This window comes from bacterium, from assembly GCA_035295165.1.
Lineage (GTDB): Bacteria > Sysuimicrobiota > Sysuimicrobiia > Sysuimicrobiales > Segetimicrobiaceae > JAJPIA01.
Window position 1 is genome coordinate 16,438 of the sequence record DATGJN010000005.1, and the last position, 17,165, is coordinate 33,602.

Annotated in this window: 12 protein-coding genes and 1 pseudogene; 1 reads left to right on the forward strand and 12 read right to left on the reverse strand. The window is 62.5% G+C overall.

What is annotated here, in order from left to right; all coding sequences use genetic code 11:
* Positions 1-17: 17 nt before the first annotated feature.
* The 8 genes and pseudogenes from VKZ50_00785 to VKZ50_00820 form a co-directional block, all read right to left on the reverse strand.
* Positions 18-836: an MFS transporter gene (locus VKZ50_00785; GenBank protein ID HLJ58250.1), complete on the reverse strand. Its 819-nt coding sequence runs from the start codon at positions 834-836 to the stop codon at positions 18-20.
* 509 nt (positions 837-1,345) lie between these two features.
* Complete coding sequence (locus VKZ50_00790; GenBank protein ID HLJ58251.1) at positions 1,346-1,573, reverse strand: hypothetical protein; 228 nt, start codon at positions 1,571-1,573, stop codon at positions 1,346-1,348.
* Positions 1,563-2,747 carry an ArsA family ATPase gene (locus tag VKZ50_00795; protein HLJ58252.1) on the reverse strand — a complete coding sequence of 395 codons (1,185 nt, stop codon included), beginning with the start codon at positions 2,745-2,747 and terminating at the stop codon, positions 1,563-1,565. The genes VKZ50_00790 and VKZ50_00795 overlap by 11 nt, the downstream gene beginning before the upstream one ends.
* Positions 2,748-3,109: 362 nt before the next feature.
* A pseudogene (locus tag VKZ50_00800) lies at positions 3,110-3,725 on the reverse strand (class I SAM-dependent methyltransferase).
* A gap of 34 nt (positions 3,726-3,759) precedes the next feature.
* Complete coding sequence (locus tag VKZ50_00805; protein HLJ58253.1) at positions 3,760-4,005, reverse strand: SHOCT domain-containing protein; 246 nt, start codon at positions 4,003-4,005, stop codon at positions 3,760-3,762.
* Positions 4,006-4,616: 611 nt separating this feature from the next.
* A complete protein-coding gene (locus tag VKZ50_00810; GenBank protein ID HLJ58254.1) occupies positions 4,617-6,407 on the reverse strand; it encodes a peptide ABC transporter substrate-binding protein in 1,791 nt (596 codons plus the stop codon).
* Between the two features lie 337 nt (positions 6,408-6,744).
* Complete coding sequence (locus VKZ50_00815; GenBank protein ID HLJ58255.1) at positions 6,745-7,059, reverse strand: GDCCVxC domain-containing (seleno)protein; 315 nt, start codon at positions 7,057-7,059, stop codon at positions 6,745-6,747.
* A gap of 1,251 nt (positions 7,060-8,310) precedes the next feature.
* Positions 8,311-9,207 carry a hypothetical protein gene (locus VKZ50_00820; GenBank protein HLJ58256.1) on the reverse strand — a complete coding sequence of 299 codons (897 nt, stop codon included), beginning with the start codon at positions 9,205-9,207 and terminating at the stop codon, positions 8,311-8,313.
* A gap of 332 nt (positions 9,208-9,539) precedes the next feature.
* On the opposite strand from VKZ50_00820, the gene VKZ50_00825 reads away from it, so the two are divergent.
* Positions 9,540-10,187 carry a polysaccharide deacetylase family protein gene (locus VKZ50_00825; protein HLJ58257.1) on the forward strand — a complete coding sequence of 216 codons (648 nt, stop codon included), beginning with the start codon at positions 9,540-9,542 and terminating at the stop codon, positions 10,185-10,187.
* A gap of 750 nt (positions 10,188-10,937) precedes the next feature.
* Here VKZ50_00825 and VKZ50_00830 read toward each other — a convergent pair.
* From VKZ50_00830 to VKZ50_00845, 4 genes are all read right to left on the reverse strand, one after another.
* Entirely contained in the window at positions 10,938-11,261 is a 324-nt protein-coding gene (locus tag VKZ50_00830) for a hypothetical protein (protein HLJ58258.1), read from the reverse strand.
* A 19-nt stretch (positions 11,262-11,280) separates the two neighbouring features.
* Entirely contained in the window at positions 11,281-11,631 is a 351-nt protein-coding gene (locus tag VKZ50_00835) for an integrase core domain-containing protein (GenBank protein HLJ58259.1), read from the reverse strand.
* Positions 11,632-12,296: 665 nt separating this feature from the next.
* Positions 12,297-13,922 (reverse strand): gamma-glutamyltransferase family protein, encoded by a 1,626-nt coding sequence (locus VKZ50_00840; protein HLJ58260.1) that lies wholly within the window; start codon positions 13,920-13,922, stop codon positions 12,297-12,299.
* Between the two features lie 1,296 nt (positions 13,923-15,218).
* On the reverse strand, positions 15,219-16,769 hold the full coding sequence (locus tag VKZ50_00845; GenBank protein HLJ58261.1) for an ABC transporter substrate-binding protein: 1,551 nt from the start codon (positions 16,767-16,769) through the stop codon (positions 15,219-15,221).
* Between the last annotated feature and the right edge of the window lie 396 nt (positions 16,770-17,165).

The following is a 17,165-nucleotide window of genomic DNA, read 5'->3' on the forward strand; positions in this document are numbered from 1 at the left end:
CGCCGATCCCGCGACGGTCAGCCGTTCACGGTGGCCAGCGGGTCGGAGTAATCACAGACGCCGTGCGTCGCCATCTGCCGCGCGGCGCGCGCGACCTCGTGATCGAGCTGTCGCAGTTGCGCCTCGAGCTGGGCATCGCGAGGCCGGCCCGCATCGTCGAACGCATGGGGCGCCCGCGGAATGGGCACGACGAGCGGAACGGCCCAGCCGCGCAGTGCCCGGACGACGAAGTCCATGGTGTTGACCGCCTGCAGCCGGTGTACGCCACCGGCCGTGCTGACCAAGCCGACGATTTTGTCGATGAGGTAGGGCGGGGTGAGGTCTCCCAGCACGTGCAGCCAATCGAGCGCGTTCTTGAACGCCCCGCTGATCGTCCCGTTGTAGAGGGGGCTGCTCCAGACGAGCCCGTGCGCCGCGTAGATCGTGTCAGAGAACGCGGCGGCCGACGCCGGCACGCGCGCAAACAGCCGGTAGAGCGCCAGCGCGACGAGGCAGATCACGACACCGAACCACCAGACGGCGCGCCATCGACCCCAACCGGCGAGCGCCGGCGCCACGTTGAACATCACGGCGGCGCCGAGGGGCACCGACGTGGCCCAAATGCCCATGGGGATGCCTCGCGACTCGGGGGGAAACCACAGGGCGATCACGGTCGGCGCGACCACGGAGACCAACCCGAGACCGAGCCCTTCGATCGCCCGGCCTAGGAGCACCACTCCGAAGCTTCCCGCCAGCGCCCCAACGACGCCCCCCACGGCCACACTACCGATCGCGATGGCCCCCACCGTCCGCGGGCCGAACCAATGCAGGATATAGCCCGAGCGCAACGCCAGCACGGCACCCGTGTCGCATACACCTCGCCTCCCCAAAAAAGTAGACTACTCTACGGGGTATAGTACTGTCCATCGAGCCCAGACCTGATTTGTTCGCCTGTGGGAGAGCCCTCGCGTCCACCATTCATGTCCGACCGAATCTTCACGAGAGCGGCACCGCAGAGTCACGGACCTGCAGTACGCTGCGAGTTGCAGGAGATCTTCGAACAACTGAGTGCGAGAGTGCGCAAGCCGCCGCGATGAGGAGGACGATGTCCCGACCACAGATCATTTCCCGCCCGATAGGCTACCACCGCCCCTCGATGCGACCTTTCTCTGCGTGGCGCGCTGGATCGTGTCAACACCGGGTTAGAGGTGACCCACCTCCGCCGCTTTTGAATTGACCCACCCCCCCGGGGCCGCCTCGTGGCCGGCCGCCAGTTTAGAATTGACCTTGGTGATCCAGGGTAACGACCGGCCAATGGCCTCGCGGCCCGCGACGAGATAGCAGCGGTAGCCTGGCCTCCGTCCGGTTATTCGACTCGGACACGCCGAAGGCGCCGGGCACGCGCCGCAGTCTCCGCCCGCGCGATCGCGTGGTCGAGCACGTCGCGGATTGCGAGGAGCACTTCCCGCCGGGCCTGGCGGAGATGTGTACGTGCGGCGGGCGGCACGAACTCGTTAAGCGTCCGCAGGATGCGCTCTCCCTCCGCCGTGCGTACCCTGCGCGGCCGTGACCGTCGGGTCTGCTTAGTGGCCATCTGCACCTGCCTCCTTCGCAAACGTGACAAGCAGCCGGTCGTTCTCCAAGCGCGCGCCCGTTGCCGCGAGTGACGCGAGCGTGCGGGGGAGGGTGAGGGTGCGCTTGTAGTCGCCGATCCGGACGATGAGCTCTGCTCCCTTCTGCGACACGTCCACCGCGCCCTTCTCGACGAACGGCGCGGCGAGCGATAGCACGTAGCGGCCGTCGCAGCGTTGGATCCGCTGCGGCGCCCCCATATAGAGTCGCGCCGTTGGGTCCCGGTCGCCATAGAGCTTGCGGCCGGCTTCCATCAGGGGCTTGCGGCCCACGACCTCGCGGTCGGCGAGCGGCAGCTCGAGGATCGGCAGCGGCGCAAAGCCCTCCTGCACCATGGCCCGATAGCGCGCTTGCGCCTCGATCCACGGCCGCAAGAACCGGCCGTCCGCATCCGGGGGCAGGACGCGGTTCACGATCGCGGCGTCGGTACCATAGCCGAACAGGCTGAAGTACGTGTAGGCCCGTTGGGCTTCCTTGATGACCATCTTCTCGAGGTTGAGCACGATGCGAATCGATGTCACGGCCGGGTCCGCGAGCAAGCCGTGCATCTCGTCCACGTTCAGAACCAGCTCCTTGACCGCTTCAAACACCTCGTCGGTCGGGAGCGGGATCTCGACGAATCGCTGGACCACCGGCCGGGTGAGGCGGACCAGCGCCCGCTGGATCGGAAACAGCTTCTCGAGCCACCAGCGCGCCATCTCCGGGAAGCTCAGCAACTGCATCGTCTCCCCGGTCGGCGCACAGTCCACGATGATGACGTCGAACCGGTCTCCACGCGCCAGCGCGGTGAGCTGCATCAGGCTCGCGATCTCTTCCATGCCGGGCAGGTTGGCGAGCTCCTCGGCGACGACATCGTCCAGGCCGTGGGCGCGCATCACCGAGGTAATGTACCGTCGCAGGACGCCCCAGTACTTCTCGAGCTGGTGCAGGGCGTCGATTTCCTGACCCCACAGGTTCGGCCCGATCCGCCGGACTTCGTGGCCGATGGCGGTGTCGAGCGAGTCGCTGAGGCTGTGCGCGGCGTCCGTACTGACGACGAGGGTGCGGTAGCCGCGGGCCGCCGCGGCCAGGGCGGTCGCGGCGGAAACCGTGGTCTTGCCGACGCCCCCCTTGCCCGTGTACAGGATGATCCGCACGCTTCGAGCTCCTTTCGTCCCCCTCGCTATTCTACACCCGCTCTACACGCGGGGCCCCGGCCGAGAAGAGCGACCGCGTCTTCGGGCGTTGATCGCCGGCGCCTCACGCGCGTGTCATCGGTGTTCCATGGTAGCCCCGACAGCGGTGACATGTCGTCGGAGGGGGCATCGCGCGACCCGTGACATGACCATCCATCGTTTGACTTCCGCGACCGCCTACGCCGCAGTCGCCACGCCGTCGGGAGGATTGTCCGGGCGGTCACGGAATCGCGATTTCGTGTTGCCGCCGGTCTCAAGAGACTGGTGCTTTCACACTCGCTTCGAGGTTGTGACGTCCGCTGACGGGACCGGAGCACCCGCGTCTATCTGGGGAGCGCGCTGCCTTCATACGTGAAGTTCATGATCTTCGGGCCGGGGATGTAGCCCATCTCCAACCGCTCCATGCGGAAGCCACTGTCTTCGATCATGGCACCGATCGGCCGGTTCAGGTGGCAACCGCCGCTGATGCGGCGCCAGACTGGTGTCAAACGATCCTGCCATCGATACACGCGCTCCTCGGGCGCACGCCCGTGCTCGGCGAAGACCAGGCGTCCGCTTGGCCGCAGGACGCGGCGCATTTCATTGAGCGCAGCGTCCGCCTGGGAAAATGGTGCACAACGTCCAGGTCGTGACGACAGTATCGATACTCTCGTCATCGAGCGGAATGGTTTCCGCCGACCCCTCGATCCAGGTGACCGGCACGGTCCACGTGCTCGCCGAGCGCTGGGCCAGGGCGATCAGTTGCGGATTCGGTTCAAGCGCCAAGATCTCGCGCACGGGACCGGTATAGAAGGGCAAATTCACGCCCGATCCGACGCCGATCTCAAGCACGCCGCCCTCGGCCATGCCAACCACCCGCTTGCGATACGGCACCAGCCGCCGACTGCGCATCACAAGATCGCAGAGCGGCGGCAACACCACACTGCTACAGAAGCCCATGGAGCGCTCCCTTGACGTTTGGGGGACCCATCCTTCAGCTCAGCGTGCGCTTCATCTCCTCAAACTGCTCTTTGGTGATCTCGCCGCCCGCGTACCGGCGCCTGAGAATCTCCGGCGCACTGTCCTGGCTCGGCTGGCCGAACCCGTGCCGGCCGGTGAGCGTCCGTACGCCGACGACAATGGCCGCGATCACGAGCGCCCAGAACACCAGCATCATGAGCCACCCGCCGATCATCCAGCCCCAACCCCACGGGCCAGGTCCGTACGGCCCATACGGCATCGTACACCTCCTTTCTTCGCCTTGGCACCGTTGTCACGATCCACCGAAATGTCCCCAACGAGCTCGGCGCGACCGTATTCTCTCAGATCGTCAGCGCATTTGGCGGCGTACGCCGGTTCGGGCATCGGGTACTCTCCGAGGCCCGCGTGATGACCGACGAAAGCTACGGCTCCGTTCTTTGCCTGCCTACCTGCTGTCCCGGTCACCGCCGGTGTGTCATGGTCTCGCGCATCCAGCCGACGACTGCAACCGCCGAGCCGAGCAGCAGGACCGCGAGGCCCAGGAAGGTTGCGCGGGGCGTGAACAAGGCGGGATCCGGCCTGGAGCCTCATTCGTGTGCCTCCTGGCACGGACGGCGTAAGGGACCGAAGGAGGGAGTCGTGGCGGCCCCGATCCCCACCGCGACACCACCCAGCGGGTGGCCGAACGACCTCGTTGGCGTGATCTCTTGGCGCTCAGGTTGCTGGTCCCCGCGGCCGGGCGGCGGCGGTGCGGTTCGCCAGCAGCGAGACCGGCAACCTCGGGCACGGGGCTCGGTTGGCCTGGCAGAGCGTCAGCACCTCTCCGCCCTGGACACTCTAGGCAAACCCCCCTCCTGGCCGGGCGGAGGGTCACACGCGCCTCCAGTCGGCAATGTTGCGCGTATCGGTGTCGAACGGCGTTAGGTTCTGTCCCACGTTCAGGCTCTTCGCGCGCGCCGAAACGATCTTGCGGTCGGCGAGCGGAATCGACACCGCCTGGTCCACCACCCGATCATTCATCTTGATCCAAAGATCCGTGCTCTTCCTCGGATCGAGCTCGACGAGGACCTGCTCGTACCACTGATTGTACTGCACGTCCACCCATCGGGAGATGTTGAGCCCAGACCAGTTGTTCTCTTTCTGGGCGATGTTTTTCGCCGGATCGGCGCTGTAGAACCGGGCCATGTATGAAGCCGGGAACGGACCGAGCGGGCCAGTGGTCAGCATTTCCACGTCGGTGTAGAAGTGGGGAAACGTATCGTTGTTCCCGGGGGCGCTACTAAAGAACGTACTCGCGTCCACCGCCTTCAATGTTGTCGCGATGCCGATTTGGGCCCAGCCGGCCTTGACGATCTCCTGCTCCTTTTGCCGCAAACTGTCGACGCTCGTTTGGAACATCATCTCGAGACGGACGCCGCTTTTCGCACGGACCCCGTCTGCCCCGCGACGATACCCCGCGTCGTCGAGTAGCCGGTTGGCGCTGGCGAGATCGAACACCAGCTTCGTGCGCTTCGACGCGAAGTTCGTCGGGATCGTGAGGATGTTGGGCGTCGCCTCGGCTTCAAGCCCATAGAGTTGCTGTGCGATCGCCTGTCGGTCGATCGCCAACGCCAGCGCCTGACGGACCTTGACGTCCGTCAGGAATGGGTGGGGCGCCTTCAAGGAGGACCGCTGGCCGTCCACCGTTTTGTTCGGGTCGGTCATGTTGCAGAAGATCTGTTCAACCCCTAGCCCGGGCGCCGTAAGGAGCTGGCCGCTGCTGGCGGCCGCCATGTGCTGCAGCACCGGCCACTCGACCTGCAGATTCCAGGCGTAATCGTACTCGCCCGTCTCCAGCACCGCTCGTGCCGCAGACGTCGCATCCCCGCCGCCCTTGAGCTGCACCTGGCTGAAAGCGGGCTTACTCGGGTCGCGATAGTACGGATTGATTCGATAGACGACGAGATCGCCGGAGCGGAAGCTCTCCACCACGTACGGCCCGGTCCCAAACGGCATCGAGTTAAATGGCGCGTTTCGTGCATTGGTTCCCACGTACGCATCCAAGGCGTGCCTGGGCAGGATCGTCCCTTCCAGCCCGACAAACGGCAGGTACCAGGCTGGCGTCGGGGTCTTGAACGTGATTTTCACCGTATAGGGATCGAGCGGCTCCACTTTCGCGATGTTAGTGTAGGTGCCGTACGTGGTTGCCCCTGTCTCCCTATTGGCCACGAACTGGTAGGTGAACACGACGTCGTCCGACGTAAAGGGCCGACCGTCGGCCCAGCGGATGCCGCGCTTCAGCGTGTAAATGACCGACGAACCGTTCGGCGCCACGTGACCGTTGGCCCGCGAGGGCACGGTTGCCGCGAGAACCGGGCTGAGCGTCCCCGCCGCGTCGACGGTAAGCAGCGGTTCGCAGCACAGACGGGCGGCGTGCCAGTCCTTGCTTCCCAGGGCGACGTGCGGGTTCAGGATGGTCGGAGCCTGCCAGTAGAGAAGCTTGAGCGTCCCGTCGGCTCCACGGGTCGTCGCGGCGGCCCGGACAGGCCTCGGAGTCGCGGCGGTGATTACGGACGCGATCCCACCGCCCAAGATCCCAAGGGCGATCATACGAGCCAGCGCCTCGCGGCGACCCAACCGCCCAGTCTCAGCGGCTTCGCCGTGTCGTGTCAGATCCTTCAATCTTATCTCCTCCCTCCATTCGCACCATTGGTACACAACAACGCAATAGCCCCGTCGTTGGATCACCGCGCCGACGGGCGCACTGTGTCCATTCGGCATTCACCGAAGACCTCGCGCTTGTGAGTCGGACGAATTCCTACGTACCCTCCCTACCCCGAGTAAAAGCGATTTCCTATTGTAAGCACTTTCATGATGTATGTGAAAGTCGCTCGGATCGTGGCAAGCCCCCGGCAGGGTCAGCCCCGTTCCGTTTCTGCGGGCTTCGGGAATGTGATCTTCGATTCCCTTGCCGAGCGCACTGACGACGTTAGCGACCGGGACGTTTCGCCAAAGCCCTTCACGCCTCTCCGGGGACTCCAGCGACCGACAGCCCCCTCGAACACGAAGAGGTACGCCTTGACCGTACGACACGGCCTTCTCCGCATTCGATTGTCGGGATCAGGGTGAGTCCGGCGACGTACTGCGTTCGCGCTGCACCGGCGGGCACGGACCCGTATGAACAAAACACGCAACAGTCCCCCGCCTTCGGCCTGAGCGTCGCCCCGCACCCGCGACACTGATACACGATTTGACAGGCGTCGGCTGGCATGCGTTCCGTGGCCATCGTCCCACACATCGGACAGGTTACGACAGACTCTTCAAGCACCCGCATGGCACCACCCCTCGGGACGTATGGCGCTGGTGCGCGTCCGTTCGCCGTGTCGATCGTGCGCTCCTGTAGCCATGGGGCGTCCGCTCCCCCTCGCCTTCGCAGACAGAGCAAGGCCGCGCCCGATCTTGCGACGTGGCCCCCTGGTCTCGTGGCGCTCCCAGCTCTTAGTTACCACTGGACGAGCGCTAGTGCTTGCCGTTCCCGCCACCCATCCCGCCATCGCCACCACCATTGCCGTTCCCGCCAGCCATCCCGCCTCCGTTGCCACCATTCCCGTTGCCGTTCCCCATCCCATTGCCACCACTGTTGCCGCCGTTATTACCTCCGTTCGCGTCGCCACCGCTACTCCCGTTCCCGCCACCCATTCCGCCCCCGCTGCCACCATCATTGCCGTTAGCGTGTCCACCGGGGTTGCCACGACCAGCGCTATGCCCGGTTGAGTTGCCACCATGGTTCTCCGCCGCCGCGTCGTCGTGTAGTTCCTTCTCGTTGTGCGACGCCTGGCTCACCAACTCTCCAATCGTTACGCCGTCCGGCAGCGCTCCTTCCGCCTTGAGCATCGACGCCGATGACTGCGCATTCGACGAGGAGTTCCTCCCATTTCCATGGGGCACGGAGGCCGCCTTCAAGCAGACGGACGTTGTCAGCGGCCGGAGCGGGCTGGTCATGCTCCACGGGAATGCCCGCCTGCCTCTCACCGACTTCAGTGGACGCGGTGGAGACTTGCCGCAAGGGGTAGGTCGCCGCCGGGCCGAGGGTTTCGTCCCCGGGCGGCGTCCATTCATCTTCGGCCCCACCGATGGGGGTACCAGCGTGCGGATACCCTTCTGCGTCGGGAGTCTGGAATGGGACCTGGCCGAAGGCGAGGTATTCCGCGAACCGTTTGGCGGACAAACCCTCGAGTGCGCAGTCGACAAGCGTCAGGAAGGCGCGCCCGGCCGGATCCGGCCGGGTTGTTCCCTGAACGAAGTAGGCTGGGATACCAGCGCGGGCAAGTGCGGTTTCAAGGAGCGGCGCGCAGGCGCCGGGTTTGCGCAGCAGCACTGCCATACGGTCGAAGGCGATGCCGTTGCGCGCTTCTTCGAGGACGAGGCGTGCGATCTCAACCGACTCACGGCCTTCGCCGGGGGCGGAAAAGAGGACGACCTTGCCCGTCCGCGCCCCTCGCAGAAACGTAGGATGCCGCGCGATCCCGGAACCGACCGGTCGCGTCCACGCACGTGCGGCCGTTCGCGATCGGACATTCGGAGGTTACCCGTCACTGCGGAACTCGAATGCATCGATGTGCCCCATGACGGCCAGCATCGCTCCGTACTGCGCCTGCACCAGTGTCCGGGTGGGAATAGCAGTGTAGCATAGGTGCGACTCGACATCACTGAGCCAAGTGGTGAGCCATCGCTCCAGTCGCTGCTGTGCGTCGATCACTGCTGGCGCGCGCTGTGTTTGCAAGTGTGCCGCAAGCGCGCGGTTCAGCATGCTCGCCATAAGTACCTTGTAATACGTCTTGACGTAGAATTCATCAGCTCGCTGCGCCACGGTCGCGGGCTGCGACATACCAGGTGCTTCTTTGGCCCACGTTCGCTTGCTCTCAATTGACTTGGACTGATAGGCTACGAACGACGAAAAGGCCCTCATCAATCTGGTGCCCTGTACCACCTCGCCCGAGACCTCGGCGAGCAGGCCGGAGAGGGCATCCAGCATGTCGCGCGTCCGTTCAACACCGCTAAGAATCACGGCACCTTTCGTTTCTGTCGTCGGCGTCTGGTCCGAGATGTCCGGACTCTGAAAGTACGGTAGCTCCGTGATTAAGACCGTGGGCAGGCGATCGGGGGCACGGAACGACGTCAGGTAGTCCCAACTCGATCCGCCGCCGGCGATGTGCTCCACGGGGTTTCCCGACGCATACTGCGCATGATAGTCATACGCATCGCGAACGCTCGGGATCCGATACACGGCGGGCGCCCACTCGACTGCCCAAGGCATCTCCGGCTCGCCGAGCGACAATACCAATCCGAGTTCGTGCGGAATCTGGTGGAGCAACGCGTACGCCGCGTCCAGGCGACGAGACGGGTAGTAATAGACGCCGCCGAATCCGGCGTTGTGGAGCGAGTACACGAAATCTGGCGACGTGTCACGCAAGGCGGACATCAGCGCCCGAGTCTCTGGGAGCGGCTTGTCCCAGGCGAACGCATGACAAGCGTCAACCTGCCTCTAATAGAGAACCGCTCTGCTCGTCTGCAACAGGTAGCCGCCGAGCTGCTTAAGCTCTGTACAAGCGACGGTCATCGGCGGGTGATCCCGGACCCGCGTCACCCCTGGAACAGAAGTTCATCGGAAGCACCGAAAGGCGTGAAAAGGTCGTCAACACCTTAAGGTACACGCAGAGCAACTCTATTAGGGGGGAACGTTGCTCGAGGAACTCACACGCTCATTAGTATTGTTGGGGCGGTAGTGACTTTTTCCAAGGGGGACAAGAAATCATGAGGGTTCGATACTACAATCACGGCCGCCGCGATCGCTCAATCGTCGCGCTGACGTTTGACGACGGTCCCAATCCACCGCGGACAGATCAATTGCTCGAAATCCTATCTGCAAAGAACGCACGAGCCTCCTTCTTCGTCATTGGCAAGTGGGTGGAGCGATTCCCGAAGGCGCTAGAACGCATCGTAGAGGCCGGGCACGTCGTAGGCAATCAGAGCTACTCGCATATCAGGAATATCGGCGACTTCGATCACGCGGAGACCGTAATTACTGCGATCACGGGCAGGCCGTCTGCCTTTCTTCGCTTCCACTATCTCGAGAATTTTGCAGTAGTTCTGCAATCCCCCTTGGCAATGTCATGTGAAGTCAAGATCATTTACGCCGACGTCAATCCTGCCGACTACGAGCCAATCGATGCCAACGAAATCGTACGGCGCGTGCTCGAGTCTCGAAATCTCGCCAACGGATCAATCATTAATCTCCACGATGGTTCCGAGACTGACGACGATGCAGCCCGCCTGAGCCGTCCTCTCCCAACGATCGCCGCGCTCCCAAAATTGATCGACGGCCTCCGTGAGCGCGGCTTTGAACCTGTGGGACTGGACCAAATGGAATTCGATCAACCGTACGAGTGGGTCTCGGAATGAACCTCGGCCGCCACGGCGGACGGCAGATGAGTGGGGGTTTGTTCTCTTCGACCTGGTGAGGCAATAGAATCCGGCCCGACAAAGAGACCTCATCCTTGCGGGGCAGACAGCGCAATCTGCAAGCCTGGTGTCCATCATGGTGGACGCAGGCACTTGAATCTGAGACCATCTCAAGCTTGGAGACAATTCTTGGCGGTGCCCGTACCCAGCTACCGCCGCTGCGTCAATGTCATGTTCCGCTTCCTCCGAGGCCCGGGATCGCTAGCGGCAGCAGCTCCTTCGACATCTCCATACGCACCGTCATCCCCGGATCCACGACCTGGCTAATCCTTAAAGCGCGTCCTGGTAGCGTAGGGAGAACTGCAGTGGACGACTGACGCGGTTTCGTCAGTTTAGCACTGTTCGTGGGGGTTCAAGACGGGAGGGGGATTCAATACGTACTTGCAGCCCACGCCGAGCACCTCCCATGTTGGACGGAGGTCCCCGTGAGATAAGTTGTCAGCCTCGATCAGCGGGACAAAGCCCAGAACGAGAGGACGCAAGGACGGCGGCGGCTTGGACAGCCCGGCGAAACGCCAACGGATTGGAGTTGGTCAGGATCACTCGACCGTTCGGACGCGCCATGACGGATTCGAACCGACGACGACGGGCCAACCTACAGGAGGACGCGCAGCGAGAGAGATCCCAGTCCATCTGGAGCGGGGTCTTTCTCGTATACTGGCAGGTTTTGCAGGGCGGCGCTGGGAAAAGTCACGAGCTACCGTCCGTGTCGGCCGGGACCGGCCTCGAACAGTACGCTTGAGTGTTGGGCAGGCGGAGCGCCGCCGCGATGATCTCATGCTCCGGAATGCCGGTCCGCTGCACCCGCCGTATGACCGTGCTCGCGGGAACGCGCGAGCGCACGAACGCCTCGGCTTCGGCGAGCATCGTCTGCCCCGCCTCTGCCCCGAGCGCGCCCATCTGCCGGAGGCGACCAGCGGCCTTGTCGCCGCGACCCGGCAGGCCGGACGCGGCGAGCCCGTATTCGTCTAGCGTGTCCAGTGTGGACGAGGTGTTGACACTTTTGCACTCCAATCGAGCCCAGCGGCATGGGTTAGTTGACCTTTCTGCCGGCGAACAGGGTTGCCGGCGTCCGCCCTTGCAGGCGGTACCCTTGATGCGGGCGCTCCCGATTGTAGAAGCGCAGGTAGGCCTGCAAATCGCGCTCCAACTGCGCGACGCTCGTATAGTACGTCCGGCGGAAGGCGACCCGCCACAACTCGCTCAGGATCGTCCCCTGCAAGCGTTCGACGAAGCCATTGGTCCACGCATGGCGCGGTTTGGTACGGCGATGCTCGATCCCCAGCTCGCGACAGGCGGTCAGGAAGCGTCCATAGGACTCCGGCCCCCCATCGGTCAAGACGGCGCGGACGTGCTGGCCCGCGTGCCGGTAGGTGGGTACCACGCAGGTCCGCAGGAACGCGGTAGGCGGGTGGAAGCGGCGCGTTCGGCTTCAACTTTTGGATTTGCGACGGAAGTGGGGAAACATGGCCTGCCCTGGGGGGGGGGATCGGTGGTCCACACGGGATTCATCTGAGGCGATCCTGGCACATCTGGACGCGTCTTAGATCGAGCCGGGACTGCGCGCCGAGCCGCCCATATGGGCGTGTTCAGACCCGGTGGCTGCTCGCCCGCGGCACGCGCAACAACAGCATCACTGCGCAGACATAGTGCATCGCCGTGTTTGCAGGCATGACAGCCTCGGCGAAAATGGTGCGAACTGGTGCGAACCGATCCATCCCGAGGAGGGGAAGGGCCTGTCGGAACGGGATCACGAGCCCAACGATCGGAATGCCCAACAGAGAGCCGGAGTCGAAAGCGAGTGGGAGCGTCGCGATCAGAAAGCTATCGGTCGTTGCCAGCCCGACCGAGGGCGATGATCCAGAGCGCCAACACCGGGCGTTTCGTGACACGTGTCAGCCCCTCGTAAGTAAGGCCGCCGAGGAGTTCGCCCTCGTCAGAATGGCGAAATGATCAACCGATCAACCCGCTGGGCTTGGCAGCGCTCCTCGGATCGCTCGACATCAGGTCCGATCGTTTGCGCTGCAGCAACAAGCTACGCGATCGCGCTCAAATCGCAATGGCATAGCCGTCGCGTCGTGGGTCCGCTCCGCCCGCGAGCGATCCAGATTCGGCGTCGCGCGCAATCCCGTGAGCACCGCCGAGGGTCCATGACCAGCCCTCATGCTCGTCCAAGAGATTGATCTCATGTCCGCGGGTCGCGAGCGCGCTGCGGATCGCCGCGGGAATTCGTGCCTCGACATCAATAGCCCGCTTTCGTCGTGTGCAGACGCGGGGCGCCTCAATCGCTTCCTGAATGTTCAGATCGAACACGAGATGATTCAAGATCATCTGCGGAGTCGTCTGCAAGATGCCATACGAGCCCGGAGTACCAATGGACAAGGCGAATCGATCATCCCGAAATGCTTGCACGGGCGTCATCATGAGCTCGATCTGCTCCCCGCCCCGGAGATAGTTCGGGCTTTCAGCATCAAGATCCGTCCACGCGAGAAAGTTGTTCAGAAACACGCCTGTTCCCGGGACCATAAATCCCGACCCAAACATGTTGCCAAGGCTCTGCGTCACGTTCACGACCATGTCGGTGTCTGCCGTGGCGAAATGCGTCGTTTCTTCTGCAAGAAGGTCCGGGCGCCCCGGTGGTACCTGCCCGGGCAAGACATCTCGGCTGAATCGCTCGCCGCCGCTTGCACTTGCACGTAGGCGATCCAGGTGCAACCGTCGCTCGCCAGCATAGGCTTTGGTTATCAAACTACGCACCGGCGCTTGTTCCGCGTGCGCATACGCGACCCGATCGCTAGCAGCAAGCTTCGCAGCTTCGATGAACAGGTGCAAGTAATCCGCGGAGTTATGACCAAGTGACTTCAATTCGAACCCTTCAAGGATGTGCAATGTCTCCAAGATCTGCCACCCTGAACACGGTGGCGGTGGAATGATTAGATCGACGCCATCAAAATTGCCCCCGAGTGGCGATTGCCAGTGAGGCTTGTATGCTTCTAGATCCGACTCGCGCAGCCACCCCCCGTGTTGCTCAACACCGTTGGCAATGGCGCGGCCCAGGGGCCCGCCGTACAGCACACCGGCGCCGCCTTCGACGATCTGGCGAAGCGTTCTGGCCATGTCCGCTTGAACGAAAATCGCGCCTGGTCGTGGCGTGCCACCACCACGTACGACCCGCCGGCCTTCATCCGACGCAGCAAGCCGTGGTAGAGCAAGACGGAGAAAGTCGCACGTCCTCAAGCTGAGAGGGAATCCCCGCTCTGCAAGTCGAATGGCCGGCGCGAAGACTTTGTCGCGCGGCATGGTGCCGAATCGCTCCAGGGCGGCGAGCCAGCCGCCAAGTGCACCAGGGGTTAGCGCAGCTTTGGGCCCAACCTGCAGCTCGTCCGCGGCCGTCCGCGCCGGGTCGCTCGCGTGCGGTGCAAACCCGGTAAAGTCCAGAGCTAGTCGTTCGCGCCGCCGCGCAGATGACACAACCATGACACCCGCGCCCCCGAGGCCCGACCGATAGAACTCAACGACATTCAACGCCACCGCCGTTGCGATGGCGGCGTCCATAGCGTTTCCCCCTTCCAGCAACATCTCGGCGCCAGCCATGGACGCGAGGAAGTGCGCCGACGTGACAACGCCGCGGGTACCGCACACGGCAGGCCGATGGGCAGCTCCGTGCGGAAGCATCGCAATCCTCCTGTTCGACCGCCCACTATTAACCCTGCTTTCGTTCCGCTAGCCGACCCTACGACCTAGGGACTAGCCCGTGCCCCCTCCGTAGGCCGAGACAACCTCGCACAAAGAAACTCATCGTTGATACACATGACGGCTATCTCAATCTGCAGCCATATCACATGGAGAAAGATCCCCGGTCTAGTGAATGACTACGCATCGCCACGTACAGGACACATCCGCGATACTGAAGCCGACGCACCACGACTTCGGGGTATTGAAGCCTATGTCAAGTTCAAGCTTCGCCATTCACCCTGACAAGGATTCTTCACCGAAAATAGCATCTCTCGCCGCCGAAGATCGAGAACCAATGCGGTAGCTGTCCAAAACGGCGCCGTCCCAAACCGGCCAATGGCCGGGGCCCGGGTTCCGCGCACCTGCAGCCCATGGACACAGATTGACCCCGTCTGATCCGGACTGCCCGCGTGAGAACCAAGTAGAGCCTTTGCCGATTCAATAAACCGAGGCCCATCGCCATTCTCGAGAACGCCCACCTGCGATTTTAGAAACGCCTCCATCTGTTCTTGGCGCTTGAGGCAGTCGTGAATTATGGAAATACTTGCCTGCTTATCTCGGATTAGCAGCGATGAATTATTGCCACGTCCAGCGTACCCAACCTGTGAGTAGTCAGCTACCGCGGTCTTACCCTCGCACTGCTCAACGATCGCAACATTGCCAGTGGCATCAGCGAGCAGGTGGTTGCCACCCATCATCTCTGGATGTCTCGTCACGAATCGCTCGATGAATTCCACTGCTTGCGGGACACTTTTGCAGTGTGAAAGAACCAGGTGATTCATCTGAGTCCGGGGTTCTTTCTCGGAGCTAATAAATGCATCTCGGAAGACTTCTTCCCGAGGGTAGATCTCCGGATCACGGAACCGGTAATCGGAGTACGAGATGACTACTCCCAATCCATACTCGTTCAAGCCAGAATTCACGCCGAGTTGTGGCTCAACTGAAAAGTCGATTCGTCGGACCCCTCCCTCGCTCGTCTCTATCGAATGGTGGAACTCGCACCCCGCCCAGCAATCAGCAGTCTTCAACAAGAACGATCGGACTTCACCGGCTCGATCCCTTCCTGTGATCGCGCCAATTGTACACATCGATATGCCTCCTAATATCCAGTGCAGAGATTTCATCCCTCGCCGGATGGAACGCTCTTCTGCGACACTTTACTGGATGCTGTGCGATACGCGCTCTACTATAACGAGCGCAGTGGCCTCTCCCCGTAGATCTTCTTCACCAGACGACTCAACTACTGATCCAGGTCTTTTTCAAGAACATCCGAAGACCGGTGAATGACTGCGAGTATCCGCGGAATTTCGACGACAGTGCCTCGATATTGAATTTCGCGTACCACCACCAAGACGGCGAATCCGTCAACAGCATCCGTTGGATCTCGATGTAGAGGCTCCGGCGCTCGTCATGATTGGAAATCGTTTGTGCCTGCACGATGAGTGGGTCAAGCGTGCGATTGTGGTACCCACCAAAGTTGAATGTTCCTTGAGAATGGAACCACGGATAGATGTATCCGTCGGGGCCGGGGCGGAACGTTTGGGGAAAGCCGAAGACCTGATCTCCCTCCTTCCCGCCGGTTTCCGCGGCCTGGCGCGCGGCACTGACGAGGGCTCCCCACTCCATCTGAACGACGTTCACGTTGACGTTCAGCTTGCTCAACGCCTGCTGGATCACCAGCGAGCTGGCCACGCTCTCAGGATATTGGGGCGAGCACTTGATCTCGATCGCGAAGCCGCCGTTTGGATGCCCAGCCTCGGCCAACAGCTTCTTGGCGCCGTCCACATCGGGCGTGAGGTATGGCAGCGTCCGCGGGTCGAGAGACCAATCCGCGAACCCGGTGTTGATGGGCCCCGACGGCACCCCCCCACCGTACACAGCTTTCTGTATGATCTCGCGTGTGTCTACCGCCATACGCAGCGCGCGGCGCACCCGCCCATCATCGAGCGGCTTCTTGCTCACGTTGATATGGTGCATTCCAAGCCAGGCATACGGCGACTTCAGAACGTGTATCCCGGACATGTTCCCAAGTAGTGCCGCGCTTTGCGCACCCAGGGCCGCGTATTCGATCTGGCCTGCGCGCAACGCACTGACCCGGGCAATTTCCTCCGTCATGATCTTGAACGTCATCCCGTCGAGGTACGGCAGCGGCTGATCCCAGTAATCCGCGTTCCGCACGTACGTGATGTGGTCCTGTGGCACGTACTCGACTAGTTTGAACGGACCGGTCCCAATGGCTTTGATCGCGAGATTCTCCCGCTCCGCAAACCCCTTCGGAATAATGGCAGACGCCGTCAGCGCAGCGAACGCGCCCAGGAGATCCGGGTACGGGGCGTTGAGGGTCAGTTCCACCGTCAGGGGATCAATGATCTTGATTTCGTTGATTGAAGTAAACCAGCTTCGAAACGGCGACGCAGTCTTGGCATCTAGTACGCGGCGTATACTGTACTGTGCGTCTTCAGCAGTCATCGACTGGCCGTTGTGAAACTTCACATTCGGCCGAAGGTGGAACAGATACGTCTTGCCGCCGTTTGTGATCTCCCACTTCTGGGCGAGCGCCGGCACCACGCGCGTCTTTTCGTCGTAGGTGGTCAGGCTCTCGTAGATGGGCTCGTACGCTTGCAGCGAGGCAAAAACGCTCTTGTGCGGATCCAGGCTAATCGGATCGACCTCCTGGGCGCCCATGAGCGTGCCGCCGCGCTTTGGCGTCTGAGCGGTTGCAGCCAACGCTCCCGGCAAACTGCGGGCCATGCCAGCATGAAGCGCCGCCGCCCCGCCGAGCGCCAATCCTCCCGCCAATAACGCGCGTCGGCTGAGCTTGCCCCAAGGGTACGACTCGAAAGATCTCACTACTCTCCCCCTTCAGCCCGAGATGGCTATATGCTTCCGTGGTTTTTGTGTCATGTTCCCATTGAATCTTAGCCTGTCTTTTCGGTAGACGTTTACACTGTCCTGCCGCGCTGAGAACCCCCTGAAAGTCCCCCGTCCGCGCAGAGAGGGAGTCCCTTCCTTCTCTATGGAGTTGACCCGGTTTGGTGGACACCCTATCGTTAGGGGGTCAAGACCCCAGAGAGGAGTCCACCGTGGGGAAGACACGCCCACCGTATGCGAAGGAGTTTCGAGCGGAGGCAGTCCGGTTGGTGCGGGAGTCTGGCAAGTCGCTGGCGGCGATCGCGAGGGATC